Genomic DNA, 19,761 nt, shown 5'->3' with positions numbered 1-19,761 from the left:
CATGGAGTTTTCGACCCGGGTAATCGAATCGTGCGCGCTTGACGGCGGGCGTGTCGAGCTTGTCGAATGGCAATGGCCGGACTTCGTCGAATTCGAGCGCAGCGAACGCAGCCTCAGGGTGGAAATGTCCCTCCCGCCCTTTGCGACCGATGCATCGGCATGGTTTCCGGACATCGCACCGGACAAGCACTGCTTCATGGGCACCCTTGTCGTGCGTTGCCCCGGCGTGAAGATCGCCGGCCGCTGCGACGGACGCCTGATCCGTGTCGTGCGTTTCGTCTTCGACCAGACGGAGACAGGTGCGATCATGGGCGACGGAGTGCTGTCGTTGGGCTTTCTGCAGGGCCTGCTCAACATCCGCAGCGAGGCCCTGCGCGGCCTGCTGAGGCTGGCGCACCGCGAACTGACCAACCCGATCGACCGATCTGCGGCAGCCCTGCAGTCGCTCTTCGCACTCGTCAGCATCGAAGTGCGGCGCATGTTCGACCGCGGCGCTGAAGCCGAGGCGTGCAACCGACTGGCCGCATGGCAATTTCGCCGTATCCGCGAGCGCATCGAGAATGGCAGGACGCTGCCCGCGGTGGGGGAGCTGGCCGACTTGTGCGGTATCAGCCCGCGCCATCTGCATCGCCAGTTCCTCGCCCTCACCGGCAAGTCCGTTTCGGCCTATATCGATGCCTGTCGGGTCGAACAGGCCAAGCATCTGCTCGCCGAGCCGGAACTGCCGGTAAAGCAAGTGGCCAGGCAATGTGGCTTCGACCACGCCAACAGTTTCTCGCGGGCATTCAGGCGGGCTACCGGCCTTTCGCCCCGGGAATTTCGCCAGCGCTCGGCATTCGCCACCGGCGCTGCCAATGACATGAGAAGAAAGGGAGTTGCCTGATGGCAGATCGCAGGATTGCACTGGTTACCGGCGCCAGCCGGGGTGCAGGGGCGGGTATTGCCCGCGGCCTGGGTGAATTGGGTTACAGGGTCTATGTCACCGGCCGTACGGTGACGCCGGGCAATGCCAAGGGCTGGGACGGCAGCGTCCTGCCCGGAACCGTGTCCGAAACGGCGGCCAGGATCGACGAACTGGGCGGAGAAGGCGTGCCTGTCGTCTGCGACCATGCCGACGATGCGCAGGTCGCCCGGTTGTTCGAACAGATCGCCGATGAGAATGCCGGCACGCTCGACGTGCTGGTCAACAATGCCGCCTACATGCACCACCAGCTGATCGAGAAGATGCCCTTCTGGGAAAAGGAACTCGACGCCCAGAAGATCCTCGATGTCGGGCTGCGCAGCGCCTACGTCGCAAGCTGGCACGCCGCGCGCATGATGGTACCGCAAGGATCGGGCTGCATCGCCATGACCAGCTCATTCGGTGCCACATGCTACATGCACGGCCCAGCCTATGGGGCGCAGAAGGCCGGTCTGGACAAGCTTGCCCACGACATGGAACATGACTTGCGCGGATCGGGCGTGATCGCGGTATCGCTGTGGCTTGGCATGCAGATGACCGAGCGCGCGCAGATCTCGGCCAAGACCCATCCCGAGCAGTACGAGCAGCTCATCGCCATGGCCGAGAACCCTGAGTTTTCCGCCCATGTCCTCGATGCAATCGACCGCGCGGCAAACCGCGACGATCTCTCGGGCCGGACCCTGATCGTCGCCGAAATCGCCAAGGAACTGGGCATCACCGACCGGGGCAACGAGCGCGTCTCGTTCCGCGATACCCTTGGGTGCCCGAGGGAGAAGAACCCGGCGGCGATCTACTGAACGCCCGAGGCGTGAAAGCGGGGTCCGGGAGAATGGCCGGTCGGGCCGGCTCCCGCCCCCCGCTTCGCTTCAGGACATCATCCCTGCGGAGGTGTGGGCGATCCGGGCATTCCCATGTAGTAATGGCCCGCATTGAGGCCCCCGTCGACCGACAGCTCGGTCCCCATGCAATAGCGTGCATCTTCGGACGCTAGATAGGCCGCCGCGGCTCCGATATCGCTGGGCTCCCCGGCACATTGCGCCGGGTAGATCCAGAACCCCTTGTCGTATTCCGCCTTCGGTGCATTCATCGGATTGGCGAGCGGTGTATAGATGCCGCCGGGGTGGATCGAATTGACCCGGATCTTGCGCGGCCCCAGCTCCATCGCGAGCGCCTTCGTCAAGCCGCGCACGGCGAACTTGGTCGCGCAATAGACGGTAACCCCGTTCGCCCCCGAAATGCCGTCGGCGCTGCTCATGTTGACGATCGCGCCGCCACCGGCGCGCTCAAGCGCGGGCACCACGGCCTGGCAGCCATTGATGACACCCTTCAGGTTGATGTCGATCAGCCTGTCGATCTCGGCCTCACTCAGATCCTCGAAGGCCTTGAAGACGATCACGCCGGCATTGTTGACCAGCACGTCGATGCGGCCAAAGGCCTCTTCGGTTCCGGCGATCACATCGTTCCAATCCGTGCGCGAGGTAACGTCATGCCGCAGGAAGCGGGCGGCATCGCCCAACTGCGAAGCCAGGGCCTCGCCTTCGTCGACAAGTACATCGGTGAGCATCACCCGCGCGCCTTCCTCGACGAAGCGGCGAACGATTCCCTCGCCGATGCCGCGCGATCCGCCGGTCACGAGCGCGACCTTTCCTTCAAGCCTGTTCATTGGATTCTCCCTTTTTCACCCTTTATGCGTGAAGTCGTCACAACGGCAATATATTTTTGCGCATTTGATTGACTTCATATCGATCAATCATCACTATTCGTAACAAAGAAGAAAATGGAAGAGGAGAAATCGTGCCATCCGATCCCCCCATCACGCGCGGCATTGCCTTCGATTTCAGCGAAAAGAGCGTCCTTGTAACCGGCGCCGGATCGGGAATCGGCAGAGCCATTGCCGACGCCTTCCACGCCTGCGGCGCCCAGGTCTTTGCAGCCGAAATCGACGGGGATCTCTGCGCCGACCTCGAAACGGCGGGAATGCATGTTCTGAAGGGCGATGTCTGCGCACCGGAATTTCCGGCGATTGGAGCCGAACGGGTTGCCCAGGTCAGCGGCAAGCTCGATGTCCTCGTCAACAACGTCGGCCACTTCGTGCATCCTCGCCCCTTTGCCATGCTGTCGTCCGCAGAAGCGGGCGAGGTACTCGACGTCAATCTCGGCCAACTGCTGCGGATGACGTCTGCCATGCTGCCGCTGTTACGCAGATCGGCGCCGGGCAGTGCAATCATCAACGTCACCTCGATTGAAGCCTATCGCGGCATTCCGGGCTGCTCGGTCTATGCCGCCGCCAAGGCAGGCATCGCCGGGTTTACCAAGAGCCTTGCCCTTGAGCTCGGTCCCGAAGGCATCCGGGTCAACGACATAGCGCCGGAAACGACCGACACCCGACAGGTTCCGCTGGACTACATGATCCCTGCGGAAAATCGCGTGCATGAGGACAAATGGATACCGCTTGGCCGGCTTGGCCGCCCGCAAGACTGCGCCGGGGCTGCGCTCTACCTCGCCAGTCCGCTTGCCAGCTGGGTTACGGGCACCGCCATCCATGTCGACGGTGGCGCGCTGGCCGCATCGGGATGGACGCGCACGCAGGACGGTGAATGGACCGTTGTTCCCATCGTCTCGGGCAACGGCATAAGGATCCCTTCATGACGGCAATCGAGATCGCCGAAGTGGCTGCGCTGCGGCACGCCTGCGAAACTTATGCCCTTGGCGCCGACCGGCGAGACAAGAACCTGTGGCGCGCCGTGCTGACACAAGACTGCGTCATTGAAGGGCCCGGTTTTCGCTCGGAAGGACTCGATACGAACCTCGGATCGCTCGACCTGCTCTCGCGCATGTTTCGCACGACCCGCCATACCGTCCATCAGGTCCATGCCGAGTTCGAAGGGCATGAAGCACGCAGCGAAACTTACGCGACCGCAGACCACCTGCTGCAGGACGGCGACGTGATCCTGTCCTGGTCGATCCGCTACATCGACCGATGGCGGCACGAAGAAGGGCTGTGGCGCATCGCTCACCGGCGCCTCGTGATCGATTGGGAAGAGACCCGCCCGGTCAAGGTGCAACAGGCGTGAACGGCGCGCTGGCAGAACAGACTGCACCCATAACCGGCGCCATTGCGCGGGCTTCCTGCATGACCTGGAACATCGCGCAGCACCTCAACATTGTCATCGCGACCGTCGATGGCAGCAACCTGCTTCATCGCAGTCCCGATACAGGGATCGCGGTCCGACCCTCCATTGGAGCCAACATATCATGAGCAAGAAAGTCCTCGTCGTCGGCGGCACCGGCGCCCTTGGCGGCCATGCCGCCATCCACCTCGCGGGCCTCGGCCATCAGGTAACCGTGGCCGGGCGCAATACGCCTTCGATCGGCACGCCCATGGCCGACATGCCGTTCCTCAAGGGTGACTATGTTGCAGGCGACTTCACGCCCGAACGTCTGCGTGGCTTCGACTGGGTCGTCTTCGCAGCCGGCAACGACCCGCGCCACATCCCGCAAGGAAGCGACATTGCCGCCCACTTCATGCACGCCAATGCCGAGTCCATCCCCGCTTTCTTCGCCGCCGCGCGCGAAGCAGGTGTCACCCGCGCTATCCAGCTTGGCAGCTTCTATCCGCAGGCAAGTCCGGAGCTGGTGGCGGGCAATGTCTATATCCAGTCGCGCAAGGCCGCCTGCGAAGGCGCGCGAGCACAGGGCTGCGCCGGATTCGACGTAATCAGCGTCAATGCACCATTCATGGTCGGAACCGTGCCGGGCCTGCCCAGCGCGATCTTCGAACCTTATGTGCAGTGGGCGCTGGGCCAGATCCCGATCGAGCACTTCGCACCGCCGGGCGGCACCAACTTCATGTCGTTCCGCTCGCTTTCCGAAGCCATCGCCGGTGCACTCGAACGCGGTGAGCCGGGCAAAGCCTATCTCGTAGGTGACGAAAACCTCACCTTCCGCGAATACTTCCAGCTCTTCTTCGATGCCGTGGGCAGCACGGTGGTGATGGAGGAGCGTGATGCCGAACTGCCGCTGCTGCCCGACGTGGCAATCCCGCAGGGACGCGGGAACACGATTGCCTATGAGCCCGATGCGGACGAAGTCGCGCTCCTGGGCTATACCCGCAATGACATCGCTGCGGCGGTGCGGGACATCGTAGCGCAGTTCGCCGTGCAATCCGCCTGACCGGCCTGACCGAAGGAACAATCAGGACCATGCCCCTCAATCCCCAGATCGAAGCCCTGCTCGGCGCAATGGCCGAAATGGAGATGCCCTCCTTCCCGGAAGCGACTCCCGAGCAGGTCCGCGCCCTCAACGACAACCCGATGTTCGATGCCGAGGGACTGACTCTTGCCCGGGTCGAGGACATCGATCTCGCGTTGGAGGGACGAAGCGTCCCGGCGCGCCTCTATGTACCCGAGGGAACGGCTGCCGACGTGGCATTGACCTTGTTCTACCATGGCGGCGGATGGGTTGTCGGCACCCTCGACACCCACGACGCGCTATGCCGCCAGCTTGCGCGTGAGAGCGGATCGGCCGTTCTTTCGGTCGGCTATCGGCTTGCCCCGGAGCATCCCTTCCCGGCCGGCCTCGACGATTGCTACGATGCACTCGCATGGGCCGCCGCGAACGGGAAGGCTCTGGGCGTCGACACCACCAGGCTGGCGGTCGCAGGAGACAGCGCAGGGGGGAACCTTGCCGCAGCCGTTGCCATCCGCGCTCGCGACGAGAGCGGCCCGCCCCTGCGGCACCAACTGCTGATCTACCCGGTCACCGACAATGACTTCACGCTATCGTCCTATGCAGAGCACGGCCAAAACGGCGGCTTCCTGTCGACGGCGATGATGCAATGGTTCTGGGATCACTACGTGGGGCCGAGGAACTCCGGACATGTCCCGCTGGCGACCGTCCACCGGACGGAGGATCTGGCTGGCCTGCCCCCGGCGACAGTGATCACCGCGGAGTTCGATCCGCTTCGCGACGAAGGCATGGCCTATGCTGCGCGGCTTGCCGAGGCCGGGGTGCCGACGGAAGCCGAGATCGCGCCGGGCATGATCCACGGCTTTGCCTCCATGTTCTCGGCCGTACCCGATGCGTTGCCCTATCTGGACCGCGCCAGTGCCCGGCTGCGTGAGGCGCTGGCCTGACGGCCGGCGCCCTGCGTCTTTTCCTCCCGAACGCGATCAGAATGCGATCGCACCGCCATCGATCACCATCGGATGGCCGGTCACGAAGCTGGCCGCATCCGAACAGAGCCAAACCACCGCTTCGGCAATCTCCTCAGGCTTGCCGAAGCGGCCCATGGGCGTCATCGAGTCCACCAGCGAACGAAGCTGCGGATCGGATACGATCGGAGCGGTCATCGGCGTTTCGATTACGCCGGGACAGACCGCGTTGACGCGAATGCCCTCCTTAGCCCACTTCAGCGCCGCCTGGCGCGTCAGTCCCACGACTCCGTGCTTGGATGCGACGTAGCCGGGCTGATTGGGATTGCCGACCAGGCCGTTGATCGACGAGGTGTTGACGATCGCCCCCCCGCCATTGCGCAGCATCACCTCGGCCTCCTCGCGAATGCAGCGCATGACGCCCGTCAGATTGATCGAGATCGCGACGTCCCAGTTCTCGTCCGCGAACTCGTCGCGACCGAGGAGATTGACGCCGGCATTGTTGAACGCGCAGTCGAGACGGCCCCAGGCATCGACCGCCCGGCCCACCATCGCCTTGATTTCGGACGAGCTGCTGACGTCGCAACGCTGCCAGATCGCCGTGCCGCCTGCCGCCTCGATCATCGAGACGGTCTCGCGACCTTCCTCGTCCTTGACGTCGCAGACCAGCACCTTCGCTCCCGAACGGGCGAACGCCAGTGCCGCTGCGCGGCCGATTCCACCGCTCGCGCCGGTCACAAGGGCAACCTTGCCCTCCAGGCCGTAGTCGATCATCCTCTCACTCCTCTTGCATATCGCATTTCTTCGTCTAACCTGTAACGCAAATCAACGTCAATTACGTATTTGATATGGAGAATGCGGATTATGAGGTCCATCTTTTCCCCTATAACGCTAGGGAGCCTGGACTTGTCCAATCGCGTCGTCATGTCTCCGATGACCCGCGACCGCGCCGGTTCCGGCGATGCGCCCGGGCCGATGATGATCGAGTACTACCGGCAGCGAGCCGGCGCAGGCCTGATCGTCACCGAAGGCACCCAGCCCTGCCCGGAAGGCAAGGGATACTGGCGCACGCCCGGCATCCATTCCGATGCCCAGATCGACGGGTGGCGCAAGGTGGCCGATGCCGTCCATGCCGAGGGCGGTCGCATCGTCATGCAACTCATGCACGTGGGCCGCGTCGTCGTGCCTGAAAACCGCGGTTTCGAGGCCGATATCGTCGCCCCCAGCGCCCTGCCCTGTCCCGACAGGGTGCCCGGGCCGGACGGTGTGCCAGTCGAATGCGCCATGCCCCGCGCGCTGGATGCCGAAGAGTTGCCCGGCGTTGCCGCCCAGTTCGCCCAGGCCGCGCGCAATGCGCGCGAGGCAGGCATCGATGGGGTGGAACTGCACTGCTCGAGCGGATACCTCATCAACCAGTTCCTCAATGCGAACAGCAACCGGCGCGACGATGCCTATGGCGGCGATGCCCTGCGGCGCGCACGCTTTCCGACCATGGTGGTCGAGGCACTCGCCGCTGCCATCGGGGCCGACCGCGTCGGCGTGCGCATTTCGCCCGGCAATGCGTACAACGGCATGACCGATCCCGATCCGGCAGCCACGTTCGCCCCGTTCCTCGATGCCATCGATCCGCTGCATTGCGCCTACCTGCATGTCGTCGACATGAAACTGGAAACGCTCGACACATTGTCCTTCGTGCGCGGGCACTTCTCAGGCCCCGTCATCGCCAACAACATGCTGACGCTGGACACTGGCTGCGAACTACTGGAAAGCGGCCGGGCCGAGGCGATCTCCTTCGGTCGCCCCTTCATCGCGAATCCCGATTTCGTCGAACGGCTGCGCACGAACGCGCCGCTCGCCAAGCCGGATTACGCCCGCCTCTATACCGGCGAAGAGCGCGGCTACATCGATTACCCTGCCCTGACCGATTGATGCCGAAGCCGGCGTTCCGGGCTCCGCCTGCCGGTCAGCCGGGCTCGGCCGGGGCCTGAGGCATTTCGCCGTAGCTGACGACCTTGATCGCACCGGCTTCGTCGACTTCCTCGGTAATGACGGATGTAACCCTGCTGACCGTTTCGGCGATGTACCAGCGCTCGCCCTTGCGCCTGTAGACATCCTCGTACTCGACGGCGAGCCGTGTGATCTGTCGCAGTCCAACGAGGATCGTGCGAAAGTTCAGCGACCAAAGGCCCCTGGCTTTATCGGGGCCAGTAATTTCGATCTCCCAGTTCGTGGCATGATGGATATCGTGCACGCCCGGCTGGCATCCCATCTGCCGGAAAACCTCGACGAAATCGTCGCGCCGGTGAAAAACGGGAAAGCCCTGATATGCGATCGCGACTTCGTCGGGATCGAAGCAGTCTCGTACAGTCTCGACGTCCTTGAGATCGCAGGCCCGCAGGTAACGGGACTTGAGCAGGCGGATCGCCTCCTTGTCCTCCAGAGCAGCGAGGCGCGCGGCCAGATCGGCAACGACATCGTTCATCAGGTCTCTCCAAAATTCATTTCAATCAGCTTATTGATATTTGCGCTGACAAATAACAACCATATTACGCATTACAACAAATAATGGCTAAATTGAATTTCCATTGCGTTCCTTAAGCTCGATATGATCATTCGGGCGCCGGATAGCCCGATCGGGTTATGAAAGCCGCCCCGCCCTCCGTTAGCGTGCAAGAATCAGAGAAGGAATCGCGCCGTGTCATCGGCCGGGGAGAGCTGCAGAACATGAAATTCTCAATCATTTACGAAGCACAGATGGTGGATACCAGCCGCGAAAACGAGCAGGCCGTGTTCCTCCAGATCGTGGAACAGGCCAAGCTCGCCGAAGAGAAGGACTTCGACTGCATCTGGTGCGTCGAACACACTGCCCTGACCCAGTACGCCCATATGTCGGCGCCGGAAACCGTTCTCGCCTTCATCGCTGGCGCGACGAGCCGCATCCACGTCGGGCACGGTGTGGTCTGCCTGCCCCCGGCCATGAACCACCCGGTCAAGGTGGCAGAGCGCATCGCGACGCTAGACATTCTGTCTCAGGGAAGGCTGCATTTTGGCGTTGGCAAGGGCGGAACCCAGCAGGAAGCGGGCACCTTCGGATACGACCTGGGCGAATTGCAGCCGATGATCGATGAATCGATGTACCTCATCCCTAGGATCATGGTGCAGGATGAGATCGAGCACGATGGCCAGTACATCCAGATCCCCAAGCGGCCGATCCATCCGAAGCCCTATCAGGATCCCCACCCGCCGATGTACATGGCCTGCACGCGCGAAAACACGCTGATCGCGGCCGGAGCCCGCGGTATCGGCGCTCTCGTCCTCGGCTTCTCCGGCCCGGAGGAAATCGCCAAGAAGAACGCAATCTACCGCGAGGCATTCCGCAACCGCAAGGCCGAGGACCAGGTCGGGTTCCGCCCCACCGAACATCTTGCCGCGCTTTGCGCCGCAACCGTGCTCGACGACCGCGAAGAGGCCCGCCGGATCGGCCTGCGAGGCCAGCGCTTCTTCGCCGAATCGATCGCTTACTGGTATCAGGGCGGCCCCAAACCGACTGTCGACGAGGAACTCAGCGGCGACGAGCAGGCAGCGATTCTCGAGCAGGAAAAGCAGCAGACCGTCGCCTACCTGTCCGAAGAAGCCATTCCCGTCGGTGACGAGCATCTCTCGAACTACACCGTAGCGCAGGACGCCTATGGAACGCCGGACGATTGCATTCGCTACGTCCAGCGCCTGATCGATGCCGGGGCCGACGAAATCCTCTTTATCTTCCAGATGGGCGGCATCCCGCATGAGGCGATCATGAAGACGATTACCAATATCGGGGACAAGGTCATCCCGCATTTCCGGGCGCAGGAAGCGCGCAAGGCGCAAGAACTGGCCGAAGTGGGCTGATCGCAGGGAAATCGTCGCGGCGGGGCGGACCGGGGCTGGCTCAGCCGACCCGCTCGCGGTATCGAAACCTCATGAAGGACGATACCGCTGCCCTGTCGGCCCTGCTGGCCACGCTTTACGGCGGGATCGATGGCGAGCGCCCCTGGCAGGCCTTCCTCCAGGCGCTGGCCGACTGGATGGATGCGGCCTTCGCAACGCTCATCATCACGACGCCCGACAACGATATGCCAGGCACTTTCGTGACGCCCGGCGCCGATCCCCAGCGCAGCGAGGACTATATCCGGACCTACTTCGCCCACGATCCCTTTCGCGGACTGCCCGAAGGCGAAGTGCTCACCTATCGCGGATTTCTTGCCGGTCTTCCCGAAGAAACCTACGCAGTCTTCAGCGACTACATGCGCGAGGCGCACAGTGAGCAGGTAATCGGTGTCGATCTGCGCTTCCCGCGCGGATTCGAAGCGCGATTCCGGGTGACCCGACAGGAGGACGAAGCCGAGTTCCGGCCCGAAGAACGCAAACGCCTGCAGGCGATCGTTCCCCATTTGCGTATCGCCGCAGGCCTGTTCGAAAAGCTGCAGTTCGCCGGCGCCCAGCATGGTGCCTTCCATTCCGCGACGCAGGGATTGGGCCTCGCGTTGATCGTTCTCGACCGTGAACGCCGGGTCGTCAGCCAGAACGCCCTTGCCGAAAAACTCCTGATAGAAGGCGAAGGCTTGCGCCTTTCCGGCGAACGGCTCACCTTCGACCTACAGGCCGATGCGCGACGCATCGATGCCATGCTGGCCGAAAGTTATGCCGACGGCCCAATCCGCTTCCGGATCGAGCGGCCGGCAAACGGCGATCTGGTGGCAACCGCAAGGCCGATCGACGTTCCTGCCGTCGGCGCGGGAAGCGGCGCGCTCGCCTTGCTGCTTTCCCGCCCCGGGCAGGACGGCCCGCCATCGCCGCAAGTCCTGCGCGACCTCTTCGGCCTTACCCCGGCAGAAGCGCGCCTTGCCGCCGTGCTGGCCGGCGGCGAGACACTCGTCAACGCGGCCAGACTGATCGGGATTGCCCACAATACCGCGAAAGTGCAGTTGCGTAGCGTCTTCGCAAAGACCGGCGTTCATCGTCAGGCCCAGCTCGTCTCGCTCATCGCCCACCTGACGGGCTAGCGATAGAGCGCGCCGCCATTCACGTGGGGCATCTGACCATTGAGCCAGCGAATGGCGACAGGGCGCACCGGGGCATTCAGTCCACTTTTGGAAATGGCGCAGTATGGCCGCTCCGGCTGGCATCGGGAGACGTACTGACACGCGAACCTCCCCCGCCCCTAGGCAAGGCGGGCACGGCTGCCCGGGTGTACAGCAGATGCCCGCGCAAGTTTACGCTGATCGTGTGCGCCCAGATGCCTGTCCCGACGCCGACAGGCGTTACGACTTTGCCCACCAGCCTCGCAGGCACGGATTCTCTCCACGCCTGACACTCAAGGCGGATGACATCACGCCCAGATGTACGCGTTTTCAGGTATTTTGACGCCAATAATGCACATTTTGCGTTACTATAAAGCTTGTTTATTGCGTTTATTTGATTTCCGGCTAGAACCGATCTCAAGCAGGCTGCGGCAACGGACGCAGTATGGAGAGGCCCAGAGGGCGGAGCAAAAGTATCGTGGCGTCAAACCAGTTTCCTTATCTCCTGTCGGAGGGCCGCATCGGTTCGATGACATTGCGCAACCGGATCGCAGTTACGGCGATGGGCGTTAGCCTGTCGGAACCGGACGGAACGGTTGGCGAGCGCCTGATCGCCTACCACGAGGAACAGGCGCGCGGTGGTGCTGGACTGATCATTTCAGGCGTTACCGGGGTGGCATGGCCGGTCGGCGCAGTGTCGATCAACCAGACCGCCATATCCGACGACCGCTTCCTGCCCGGGCTGCAAGAGCTGACCCGCCGCGTGCACACGCACGGGGCCAAGATCGCCGCGCAGCTCCACCATGGCGGCCTCGTCGCCGCCCATTCCGCTTTCGCTTATGGCGAACCGCTCTGGGCACCGGGATTTCCGCCCAATCCCAAAGGCAATTTCACCGACTACTTCCTGATGGAGGAACTGGCCGGCATGCAGGGCCTGCCGGTCCCGCAGATCAAGGTGCTTGAGAAATCCGACATCGACCTGGTCGTTCGGCAGTTCGCCGAGGCAGCGCGCCGCGCCAGGCAGGCAGGATTCGACGGCATCGAAATCCACGGTGGCCACGGCTACCTCCTGTCTTCGTTCATCTCGCCCTATTCGAACAAGCGCACAGACGAGTATGGCGGTCCTCTCGAAAACCGCGCGCGCTTGGCGCTCGAGGTGATCCGCGCGGTTCGTGCCGAAGTGGGCCCCGACTTCCCCGTCTGGATGAAGATCGACTCCCGCGAGGTCGGCAAGGAAGGTGCCATCACCATCGATCTTGCGAAGGACCTTGCCAGACTGGTCGAACGGGCCGGCGCCGACGCGATCACCGTCACCGCCTACCATGAGACGGGCAACGGCAAACTTCATTCGCAATCGCATACCCCGCAGATAGAGGCATGGAACCTGGAGGCAACGGCGCAGATCCGCTCTGCCGTATCGATTCCGGTGATCGGCTCGGGCCGGGTCGAACCCGAAGTCGCGGACAGGGCCATCGGCAAGAGCGAGCTCGACTTCATTGCGATGGGCCGCAAATTGCTGGCCGATCCACACCTGCCCGCCAAGCTGACACGGGGCGCTCCCGACGAAGTGCGTCCCTGCATCTACTGCTACACCTGCATCTCGGCGATCTACATGGGCGAGGTGGTGCGATGCGCGGTGAACCCCGACCTCGGCTTTGAATCGCGATGCCGCAAATCCGCTGGCGCAGCTCCGCAAGCCCCGCAAGCCGGACGCATCGCCGTCGTCGGCGGCGGACCGGGCGGCATGGAAGCAGCCCGCAGGCTGGCAGCGCGCGGGCGCAAGGTAACGCTGATCGAGAAATCGGATCGGCTTGGCGGAACGCTGCGCTTCGCCTCGCTCGCCTATGAACCCAACGAGCGCATCCTCAACTGGCTGCGCCGTCAGGTCGCCGAAGCCGGTATCGACGTCCGCCTCTCCACCGAGGCGACCCCCGAGCTTCTGGCCGGCCTTGGCGTCGAGACGGTGCTCGTCGCGACCGGCGCCGTGCGCGATATGCCGCCCCTGCCGGGCAGCGACCTGGAGCATGTCTATTCGGGCGACGACATGCGCAACATGATGCTGGGCGAGACGACCAGCGAACTCAAGCGCAAGACTTCGCTGTTTTCGCGCATGGCAACGAAGATCGGCGCAGCGACCGGCGCGAGCGCGAACCTGTCGCTGGTCCGCAAGGCCACACGGACCTGGATGCCGCTGGCCGATGAGATCGCCATCATCGGCGGCGAGCTGGTCGGGCTGGAACTGGCTGAATTCCTAGTCGAGCGCGGCCGCAAGGTTCACGTCATCGACGAGGCCCCGCGCATGGGCAAGGGCCTGATGCTGGTGCGCCGCATGCGTATGCTGGCCGAGCTTGCCGAACATGGCGTTGGGCTTCATGCCGGCGCATCCGACATCGCCATCACCAAGAATCACGTGACCTTCACAGATGCGTCCGGCGAGAACCGATCCGTGCGCGCAGGGCACGTGATCGTCGCGCGCGGCGCACATGGCGATACCTCGCTGGCGGAAGCGATCGAGGCCGCCGGCATGAAAGTGCATGTCTTCGGCGATGCCACCGGCGTCAGCTACATCGAAGGCGCCATGCGCGGCGCCGCCGATGCCGTGGCCCAAGTCTGCGGCTTGGAACCGGCCCGCGCAAAACAGGGAGAACTGACCCATGGATGATCGCATCGCCCCCGCACGAGGCATTGCCCTGGCCCCATCGCGTACCGGGAAAGTCTGAAAAAGCCGGTGCCACGGTTGACGAAGGGGGCAGCGACGCGCAAATCATCGGCGCGTAAGGCAAATCAGGTACGCCCGGGGGATATGAGCCAGTCGTTCAGTTTCGATGCTACCGATCACGCGATCGTCGAGCAACTGCGTCTCAATGGACGTGCCAACAACCAGCAGATCGCTGAAACGCTGGGTCTTACGGCCACAACGGTTTCCACGCGCATCAAGCGCATGGAAGACGCCAACCAGTTGCGCGTCGTCGGCGTCTCGGACTTTTCGGCGCATGGCTTCAACGTCCTGATGAAGATTGCCATCGAAATCGATGGCCGCCGTGCGTCTGATGTCGCCCATGAACTTGCCGAGCTGCCGGAGATTTTCGCCGTCCATCTCGTCACTGGCCGCTACGACATCGACGTGCTGGTTGCACTCAAGGAATTTTCCGAACTCAATGCGTTCCTGTTCGATACGCTCTCGAAAGTTCGGGGCATCCGCTCGATGACCCCGGCCGTTGTCGTCGACGTGGTGAAATACCAGTTCGACGTCGCCCCGATCGAAGAGGGCCAGTAACATGAGCGATATCGTCCTCGACGAACTGGACCAGGATCTGATCCGCCTTCTGGCCCGCGATGCGCGCGTGTCCAACCGGCGGATCGCGACCGACCTTGGCGTGACCGAAGGCACCGTACGCGGTCGCATAAAAAGGCTGCAGCAGGACGGACTGCTCGCCTTCACCGCCATCACGGGATACGAGATTGCCAGCAAGACACGCCTGGCCTTCATCAACGTCCAGGCGGAAGTGGACCGGGTCCGCGAAGTGGCCGACGCCATCGCCCAGGTTCCGCTGATCAATGCCGTCCTGCTGACCATGGGTCAGTTCAACATTACCGCCTTCGGCCTGTTCGAGGAACTTGACACGCTGGTCGAGACCGCCTCCGACCGCATTCTCACGATCGAAGGCGTGCATCACGTCGAGACTTCGATTGCGGTCAAGACGATCAAGTACAACGCCCGAATGGCGAAGATCACCAAGCCCGGCGAATCCGACTGATCCTTTCCACCTGACTGGCGGGATAACCAGCCCGCGACCTTGCGCGCCCGCAATTGACGATTTGCGTTAGATATGCTCTATGATACAGTGCAAGCATTGCCTTAATCGCATTTGATTGCCGATTTTGCGTATCAAAGGAGGCACGGTCATGCAGCAAACAGAAAACTCCGCCTTTGCAGACCAGATGAAGCGGGTCCTCAGGCACCTTCCCGCACCGGTCGGCATCGTGACCAGTTACGATCCCCAGACCGAGGAACCCGTGGGCCTTGCGATGTCGGCCATGATGCCGGTTTCGCTCGAACCTTGCGCGATGGCGATAGCCATCAACCGCTCGGGCTCCGCTCATGACGCGATGATCCGTGCCGGCCGTTTCTGTGTGAACCTGCTGGCAAGCGAGCACCACGCCGCACTGGAGCCCTTTGCCAGCTACCATGGCCGCGACCGGCGATTTGTCGGCCCCGAATGGCAGCGCTCCGGCAAAGTCTGGTATATCGATAGCGCGCCGGCCAACCTGTTCTGCGAGATAGGGGAATGCCTGCCTTTCGGCACGCATGACGTGCTTGTCGGCAAGGTCTACGACCTGCGTTCGAACGGGGGGCAAGAGATATTGGGCTGGGCCAATGGCAGCCTCGGTCGCCTCGCTCCGATTACGGCCAAGGCTGCCTGATCCAAACAAGGCTTCGCACGAAAGGCGGGATCGTGACGGCCCCGCCTGCAGCCAGTTCCCCTAACGGAGCACAGCCACGAAAGGGCCGCGACCATCGGGAGGATGATCGCGGCCCTTTCCCTGTCAGTATTTGAAGGACAGCTCCACGCCGTACGTGCGCGGCTGGCCGAAGAAGGCGCTCGGAACACCGGCGTTGAAGTGATCGGCGTAGTAGACCTTGTCGGTCAGGTTGCGACCGAAGACGGCAAGTTGCCAGTTGCCGAAGCCGACCGGAATGTCCGACAGCGTGATACGACCGTTAAGCAGACCATAGTCGCCGATGATATAGCGCGGGTCCGAAGTCGACGAGGAATAGCGGCTCTTGGTGAAGTAATCCGCATAGATAGCGAAGGTCCCGATGGGGCTAGGCGGGAACTCGTATTCCACGCTGGTCACTAGTGTATGCTTGGGTGCCTGGATGTAAGTGAACTGCGCAGTGACATCATTGCCCGCGCCGTCGACGATGCGATCGTACTTGGCATCGAGGTAGGCATAGTTGGCCGAGATCGTCAGGCCGTTCGTCGGGCGCAGCGAGAAGTCGAGCTCGAAGCCCTTGATCGTCGCCTTGCCTGCATTGAGCACGTCGGTTCGGGCGATGTTGTTGGGATCGGACTGCACGTTGACCTGGATGTCGTCGTACTTGGTGGTGAAGAGCGCCGCATTCACCCGCAGACGCCGGTCGAGCAGTTCCGATTTCACGCCGAATTCGTAAGAGGTCAACGTCTCCTGCCCGAAGCCTGCGTTGAAGCGATCGACCGAACTGGCGCGCACATTGAAGCCACCGGTCTTGTAGCCGGAGACGACCTTGCCATAGATGCTCGTAGTGTCGCTCAGCGCTAGGCGCAGCGAGGCACTGGGGCTGAAATTCTCGAATGCGCGATCACCGTTCCCCGGCGTACCGACGATGGGGTCGCCCGCAGAAGGCACCGCCACGTCCTGCAGGGTCGCCTTGCGCTCATCGCGCGACCAGCGACCGCCCAACGTGACGAAAAGCCGATCATCGAGGATAGCCGGGTTGTATGTAGCCTGTGCGTAGACGGCATAGGCCCTGTTATCGATAGTGACGGTGCGTTCGCTTCGCGGGCGCCCGGGAACAACCGTGGTGTCGAAGCTGTGCGCGCTCTCATCGAAATAGTAGAGACCCAGGACATATTCCAGCCGCTTGTCGAAGGCGCTGCCGATCAGTTGGAGTTCCTGACTGAACTGGTCCTGGCTGGAATCGAAGGCCGTACGGAACAACGGGAAAGGTCCGAAGACGCCGCTGTGATAGTCCTGCATCGTGCGATTGCGCAGCTTGCGGTAGCCGGTGATCGACTTGATCGTGACGTCATCCGAGACATCCCAGCTTGCCGTCAAATTGTGCCCCTGCGAGACGACCGCATTGGCCTGCAGGTTGCTGACCGAAGGCGAGCCTGCGGTGGGACGGTCGGCCATTTGCGGATAGAACGGGACGTAGGCGATGAATGCCGGCGTATCGTCGATTTCGGAACGATCGTAAGTATAGCGCACCTGCACCGTATCGCCCGGCTGCCACAGGGCCGCTGCGCGATAGCCGTCGCGGCGCTGATCCCCGAAGCGCTTCACGCCCGTTCCCAGGTTGTCGACGTAGCCATCGAGCTGCGCATGTAGATAACCCAGTTCGACCGCCAGCGTATTGCCTACAGGAATGTTCACGCGGGTGCGCGAGCGGAACTGATCGTAGTTGCCATAAGTCAGCTTCTGTTCGAATCCGAACTGGCCAAGCTCGGGCGCACGGGTAATGAAGTTGATTGCGCCGCCGGTGGCATTGCGACCGTAGAGCGATCCCTGCGGACCGCGCAGCACTTCGACCCGCTCCAATTCGGCGACATCGGAGGCAAGACCCTGGCTGCGTGCGACATAGACGCCGTCGATATAGACCGCGACGCTGGGGTCCATGGTGATCTGGTCGTCGTTGTTACCGACCCCGCGCATGAACACGCGCGCAGTAATCGCGCTGTTCGGGTGAGGCGTTACCTGCAGGCCCGGCACCTGGGTCTTGAGATCGGTAAGGTCGGTAACGCCCTTGTTTTCAAGGTCCGCGAGGCCGAGCGCGACGATGGAAACCGGCACGTCCTTGAGCGACTCTTCACGCTTCTGTGCGGTGACCACGATTTCGTTAAAGCCCGATTCGTTGCCGGCTTCTTCAGCCATTGCAGGAACCGCCAAGGCCATCGTCGCGGCGCCAGCGCACAGAAATGCGCGGGTTTTTGAAAAGTGTTTCATGCATCCTCCCAATGCGTATCATAAAGCAGCATTGCTTACGCATTTGCTTTTCTACCTACATGAAGGTAGAAAAGCAAGCGGTGCTTCGACCGACTATCGTGTCCCGGTCGGATCGTGAGGCAGGGAGAAGTTAATGAAGGCAGCCAGAAACCTACGCGGCAAGGCAACGCGCGAGGCGATCGTGAAAGCCGCTGAAACCGTCTTTGCCGACGTGGGATTCGGCGATGCACGCCTTGAAGACATCGCGCAGATCGTCGGCGTGCGCCGCCCTTCCATGGTCTATTACTTCGCCGGCAAGCAGGAGCTCTACGATGCCGTCGAAGCGGACATCTTCAATGCCATGCACGAGTTCTCACGCGAGCGTCTGGAGACTATCACCGGTCCGTTGGAGCGCCTCATCGCGCTGACCGACGCCTGGCTGGATTTCATGGTTGCCCGGCCCACCGCTGCGCGGATCATCCAGCGCCTGATCGCCGATGTGCGTCCGCGCGGCGGCAATCCCATCGAGTTCTCGTTCGTGGCGCTCGACGATCTGGAAGCCATCGTCAACGAGGGGGTGGCGAGTGGCAGCTTCCGTCCGGTCTCCCCGATGTTCGTGCTGAACGGCGTGGCGGGAGGCATCCTCTTCTACGTGAACAACAGCAATCTTATCGGTGACAGCCGCCGCTATGAGCCGGGCGATCCCGACACTTTGAACGAATATCGCCGCTTGCTGCGCCGACTGATCCGGGCAGCCGTTCTTCAAGGCGAACCGTGATTGACCGAAATAACTGACATAAAACAGAAAAAGCTCGATCCTAGACGCGAGACGACTGGCCCTCGCAAGACATGCAAGGGCCCCATCAAACACAAGAAAGGATATACCCGATGCTGACGCGATTGCTGCTTGCAACCGCCCTTGTCGCCGCCCCCGCGCTCGCTGAGGCACGCAACATCGTTGTCTCGAACGACGACGGCCTCACCAGCAACGTGGTAGCACTGTACAAGGCGCTGAAGGCCGAGGGGCACGATGTCATCGTATCGATCCCCTGCACAGGCCAGAGCGGCATGGGCGGCGCCGTGAAGTTCATGCGCCCGCTCGGCCCGCTTTCGCAGGATTGCCACAATGGCGCTGCGAAGAAAGGCGCACCCGGCGTCGGCCCGATCGACCGCGAAGGAATCCCCGCGCAAGACTTCAACTATGTCGACGGGACTCCGGTGATGGCCGTCCTCTACGGGATAGATGTCCTGGCGCAAAAGCGTTGGGCGAAGGCACCCGACCTTGTCCTGTCCGGCCCGAACGAGGGGCAAAACGTCGGCCAGATCATCGTCAGCTCGGGCACTGTCAATGTCGTGCAATATGCATCGGCCCGTGGCATCCCGGCCGTGGCCCTCAGCGCCGGCGTCGGCACGACCGACAATACCGGCCTCGCCAATCCGCAATCCGCGACCGTTGCGGCGCTGTCTGCCGAACTGGTCGACGCGCTGGACGCAGGTGCGGCCGGCAGGTCCCTGCTACCCGCGGGCATTTCGCTCAATGTCAACTTTCCCGATGACCTTGCAAAGGACAGCTGGAAGCTAACCCGCGTGGGCACCTACAACGCCTACGATGTCCACTTCACCGAGGACATGAGCCAGTCCCCCGTGGCGCGCGCCATGGGCGCGGGCGGACAGAGCCTGCCTGGCGTGGTCATCGATCTAAACAAGGCCGCCCCAACGCCCGCGCAGGCTCGGGACGAAAGCATCGTCGTGCGCGATGCCATTACCGTTTCGGTGATGCAGCCGGGCTATGGCGCGCAAGACAAACACACCACCGGCATTGCCCGCAAGCTCATCAACCGCCTCTCGGGCAAGAAGTAACCCGACAGCTGTGCTGCGTGGCGCCACTTCAACGCAGCCT

Annotated in this window: 20 protein-coding genes; 16 read left to right on the top strand and 4 right to left on the bottom strand. The window is 62.6% G+C overall.

Annotated features, from left to right (window positions below; all coding sequences use genetic code 11):
• Position 1: 1 nt before the first annotated feature.
• The gene (locus B5483_RS12635) at positions 2–883 is read left to right on the top strand and encodes a helix-turn-helix transcriptional regulator (RefSeq protein ID WP_054944525.1); all 882 of its coding nucleotides are present in this window, start codon (positions 2–4) and stop codon (positions 881–883) included.
• The gene (locus tag B5483_RS12630) at positions 883–1,758 is read left to right on the top strand and encodes an SDR family NAD(P)-dependent oxidoreductase (RefSeq protein ID WP_054944526.1); all 876 of its coding nucleotides are present in this window, start codon (positions 883–885) and stop codon (positions 1,756–1,758) included. The genes B5483_RS12635 and B5483_RS12630 overlap by 1 nt, the downstream gene beginning before the upstream one ends.
• Positions 1,759–1,835: 77 nt before the next feature.
• Here B5483_RS12630 and B5483_RS12625 read toward each other — a convergent pair whose 3' ends face one another.
• Complete coding sequence (locus tag B5483_RS12625) at positions 1,836–2,624, bottom strand: SDR family NAD(P)-dependent oxidoreductase (RefSeq protein ID WP_079730591.1); 789 nt, start codon at positions 2,622–2,624, stop codon at positions 1,836–1,838.
• A gap of 131 nt (positions 2,625–2,755) precedes the next feature.
• Between B5483_RS12625 and B5483_RS12620 the strand changes: the two genes are divergently transcribed.
• Genes B5483_RS12620 through B5483_RS12600 form a run of 5 tightly spaced genes read left to right on the top strand, consistent with a single transcriptional unit; the run spans position 2,756 to position 6,096 of the window.
• Positions 2,756–3,610 (top strand): SDR family NAD(P)-dependent oxidoreductase, encoded by an 855-nt coding sequence (locus tag B5483_RS12620; RefSeq protein ID WP_217698207.1) that lies wholly within the window; start codon positions 2,756–2,758, stop codon positions 3,608–3,610.
• A complete protein-coding gene (locus B5483_RS12615) occupies positions 3,607–4,035 on the top strand; it encodes a nuclear transport factor 2 family protein (RefSeq protein ID WP_054944528.1) in 429 nt (142 codons plus the stop codon). The genes B5483_RS12620 and B5483_RS12615 overlap by 4 nt, the downstream gene beginning before the upstream one ends.
• The gene (locus tag B5483_RS12610; RefSeq protein ID WP_079730590.1) at positions 4,032–4,220 is read left to right on the top strand and encodes a hypothetical protein; all 189 of its coding nucleotides are present in this window, start codon (positions 4,032–4,034) and stop codon (positions 4,218–4,220) included. Before B5483_RS12615 ends, B5483_RS12610 begins: the two co-directional genes overlap by 4 nt.
• Positions 4,217–5,134, top strand: coding sequence for an NAD-dependent epimerase/dehydratase family protein (locus tag B5483_RS12605; protein ID WP_079730589.1), 918 nt, complete (start codon positions 4,217–4,219; stop codon positions 5,132–5,134). Before B5483_RS12610 ends, B5483_RS12605 begins: the two co-directional genes overlap by 4 nt.
• A gap of 29 nt (positions 5,135–5,163) precedes the next feature.
• Positions 5,164–6,096, top strand: coding sequence for an alpha/beta hydrolase (locus B5483_RS12600; protein ID WP_079730588.1), 933 nt, complete (start codon positions 5,164–5,166; stop codon positions 6,094–6,096).
• A gap of 36 nt (positions 6,097–6,132) precedes the next feature.
• On the opposite strand, the gene B5483_RS12595 is transcribed toward B5483_RS12600, so the two are convergent.
• The gene (locus B5483_RS12595) at positions 6,133–6,888 is read right to left on the bottom strand and encodes an SDR family oxidoreductase (RefSeq protein WP_079730587.1); all 756 of its coding nucleotides are present in this window, start codon (positions 6,886–6,888) and stop codon (positions 6,133–6,135) included.
• A gap of 81 nt (positions 6,889–6,969) precedes the next feature.
• On the opposite strand from B5483_RS12595, the gene B5483_RS12590 reads away from it, so the two are divergent.
• Positions 6,970–8,043 (top strand): alkene reductase, encoded by a 1,074-nt coding sequence (locus B5483_RS12590; protein ID WP_281251241.1) that lies wholly within the window; start codon positions 6,970–6,972, stop codon positions 8,041–8,043.
• 34 nt (positions 8,044–8,077) lie between these two features.
• Here the strand turns inward: B5483_RS12590 and B5483_RS12585 are convergent, their stop codons facing one another.
• The gene (locus B5483_RS12585; RefSeq protein WP_079730585.1) at positions 8,078–8,596 is read right to left on the bottom strand and encodes a nuclear transport factor 2 family protein; all 519 of its coding nucleotides are present in this window, start codon (positions 8,594–8,596) and stop codon (positions 8,078–8,080) included.
• 242 nt (positions 8,597–8,838) lie between these two features.
• Between B5483_RS12585 and B5483_RS12580 the strand changes: the two genes are divergently transcribed.
• The 6 genes from B5483_RS12580 (at position 8,839) to B5483_RS12555 (ending at position 15,599) form a co-directional block, all read left to right on the top strand.
• Entirely contained in the window at positions 8,839–10,002 is a 1,164-nt protein-coding gene (locus B5483_RS12580) for an LLM class flavin-dependent oxidoreductase (RefSeq protein ID WP_079730716.1), read from the top strand.
• Positions 10,003–10,073: 71 nt separating this feature from the next.
• Positions 10,074–11,156 carry a helix-turn-helix transcriptional regulator gene (locus tag B5483_RS12575; protein ID WP_054944535.1) on the top strand — a complete coding sequence of 361 codons (1,083 nt, stop codon included), beginning with the start codon at positions 10,074–10,076 and terminating at the stop codon, positions 11,154–11,156.
• 496 nt (positions 11,157–11,652) lie between these two features.
• Positions 11,653–13,836 carry an oxidoreductase gene (locus B5483_RS12570; RefSeq protein ID WP_079730584.1) on the top strand — a complete coding sequence of 728 codons (2,184 nt, stop codon included), beginning with the start codon at positions 11,653–11,655 and terminating at the stop codon, positions 13,834–13,836.
• Between the two features lie 141 nt (positions 13,837–13,977).
• The gene (locus B5483_RS12565) at positions 13,978–14,451 is read left to right on the top strand and encodes an Lrp/AsnC family transcriptional regulator (protein ID WP_054944536.1); all 474 of its coding nucleotides are present in this window, start codon (positions 13,978–13,980) and stop codon (positions 14,449–14,451) included.
• A gap of 1 nt (position 14,452) precedes the next feature.
• Positions 14,453–14,932: an Lrp/AsnC family transcriptional regulator gene (locus B5483_RS12560; RefSeq protein ID WP_054944537.1), complete on the top strand. Its 480-nt coding sequence runs from the start codon at positions 14,453–14,455 to the stop codon at positions 14,930–14,932.
• Between the two features lie 148 nt (positions 14,933–15,080).
• On the top strand, positions 15,081–15,599 hold the full coding sequence (locus B5483_RS12555; protein WP_054944538.1) for a flavin reductase family protein: 519 nt from the start codon (positions 15,081–15,083) through the stop codon (positions 15,597–15,599).
• 123 nt (positions 15,600–15,722) lie between these two features.
• Here B5483_RS12555 and B5483_RS12550 read toward each other — a convergent pair whose 3' ends face one another.
• On the bottom strand, positions 15,723–17,810 hold the full coding sequence (locus tag B5483_RS12550; RefSeq protein ID WP_245829119.1) for a TonB-dependent receptor: 2,088 nt from the start codon (positions 17,808–17,810) through the stop codon (positions 15,723–15,725).
• 205 nt (positions 17,811–18,015) lie between these two features.
• Between B5483_RS12550 and B5483_RS12545 the strand changes: the two genes are divergently transcribed.
• Together B5483_RS12545 and B5483_RS12540 are read left to right on the top strand one after the other, a co-directional pair.
• Complete coding sequence (locus B5483_RS12545) at positions 18,016–18,639, top strand: TetR/AcrR family transcriptional regulator (RefSeq protein ID WP_054944540.1); 624 nt, start codon at positions 18,016–18,018, stop codon at positions 18,637–18,639.
• Between the two features lie 110 nt (positions 18,640–18,749).
• Positions 18,750–19,721 (top strand): 5'/3'-nucleotidase SurE, encoded by a 972-nt coding sequence (locus B5483_RS12540; RefSeq protein ID WP_079730582.1) that lies wholly within the window; start codon positions 18,750–18,752, stop codon positions 19,719–19,721.
• Positions 19,722–19,761 lie beyond the last annotated feature (40 nt).

This window comes from Novosphingobium mathurense (assembly GCF_900168325.1).
GTDB lineage: Bacteria > Pseudomonadota > Alphaproteobacteria > Sphingomonadales > Sphingomonadaceae > Novosphingobium > Novosphingobium mathurense.
This window is presented reverse-complemented; position numbering and strand designations above follow the sequence as displayed.

Bases quoted from the DNA above. Each gene is read 5' to 3' on its own strand.
- B5483_RS12635 (WP_054944525.1), top strand. From the start codon at position 2: ATGGAGTTTTCGACCCGGGTAATCGAATCGTGCGCGCTTGACGGCGGG.
- B5483_RS12630 (WP_054944526.1), top strand. From the start codon at position 883: ATGGCAGATCGCAGGATTGCACTGGTTACCGGCGCCAGCCGGGGTGCA.
- B5483_RS12625 (WP_079730591.1), bottom strand. From the start codon at position 2,624: ATGAACAGGCTTGAAGGAAAGGTCGCGCTCGTGACCGGCGGATCGCGC.
- B5483_RS12615 (WP_054944528.1), top strand. From the start codon at position 3,607: ATGACGGCAATCGAGATCGCCGAAGTGGCTGCGCTGCGGCACGCCTGC.
- B5483_RS12605 (WP_079730589.1), top strand. From the start codon at position 4,217: ATGAGCAAGAAAGTCCTCGTCGTCGGCGGCACCGGCGCCCTTGGCGGC.
- B5483_RS12600 (WP_079730588.1), top strand. From the start codon at position 5,164: ATGCCCCTCAATCCCCAGATCGAAGCCCTGCTCGGCGCAATGGCCGAA.
- B5483_RS12595 (WP_079730587.1), bottom strand. From the start codon at position 6,888: ATGATCGACTACGGCCTGGAGGGCAAGGTTGCCCTTGTGACCGGCGCG.
- B5483_RS12590 (WP_281251241.1), top strand. From the start codon at position 6,970: ATGCGGATTATGAGGTCCATCTTTTCCCCTATAACGCTAGGGAGCCTG.
- B5483_RS12585 (WP_079730585.1), bottom strand. From the start codon at position 8,596: ATGAACGATGTCGTTGCCGATCTGGCCGCGCGCCTCGCTGCTCTGGAG.
- B5483_RS12580 (WP_079730716.1), top strand. From the start codon at position 8,839: ATGAAATTCTCAATCATTTACGAAGCACAGATGGTGGATACCAGCCGC.
- B5483_RS12575 (WP_054944535.1), top strand. From the start codon at position 10,074: ATGAAGGACGATACCGCTGCCCTGTCGGCCCTGCTGGCCACGCTTTAC.
- B5483_RS12565 (WP_054944536.1), top strand. From the start codon at position 13,978: ATGAGCCAGTCGTTCAGTTTCGATGCTACCGATCACGCGATCGTCGAG.
- B5483_RS12560 (WP_054944537.1), top strand. From the start codon at position 14,453: ATGAGCGATATCGTCCTCGACGAACTGGACCAGGATCTGATCCGCCTT.
- B5483_RS12555 (WP_054944538.1), top strand. From the start codon at position 15,081: ATGCAGCAAACAGAAAACTCCGCCTTTGCAGACCAGATGAAGCGGGTC.
- B5483_RS12550 (WP_245829119.1), bottom strand. From the start codon at position 17,810: ATGGCTGAAGAAGCCGGCAACGAATCGGGCTTTAACGAAATCGTGGTC.
- B5483_RS12545 (WP_054944540.1), top strand. From the start codon at position 18,016: ATGAAGGCAGCCAGAAACCTACGCGGCAAGGCAACGCGCGAGGCGATC.
- B5483_RS12540 (WP_079730582.1), top strand. From the start codon at position 18,750: ATGCTGACGCGATTGCTGCTTGCAACCGCCCTTGTCGCCGCCCCCGCG.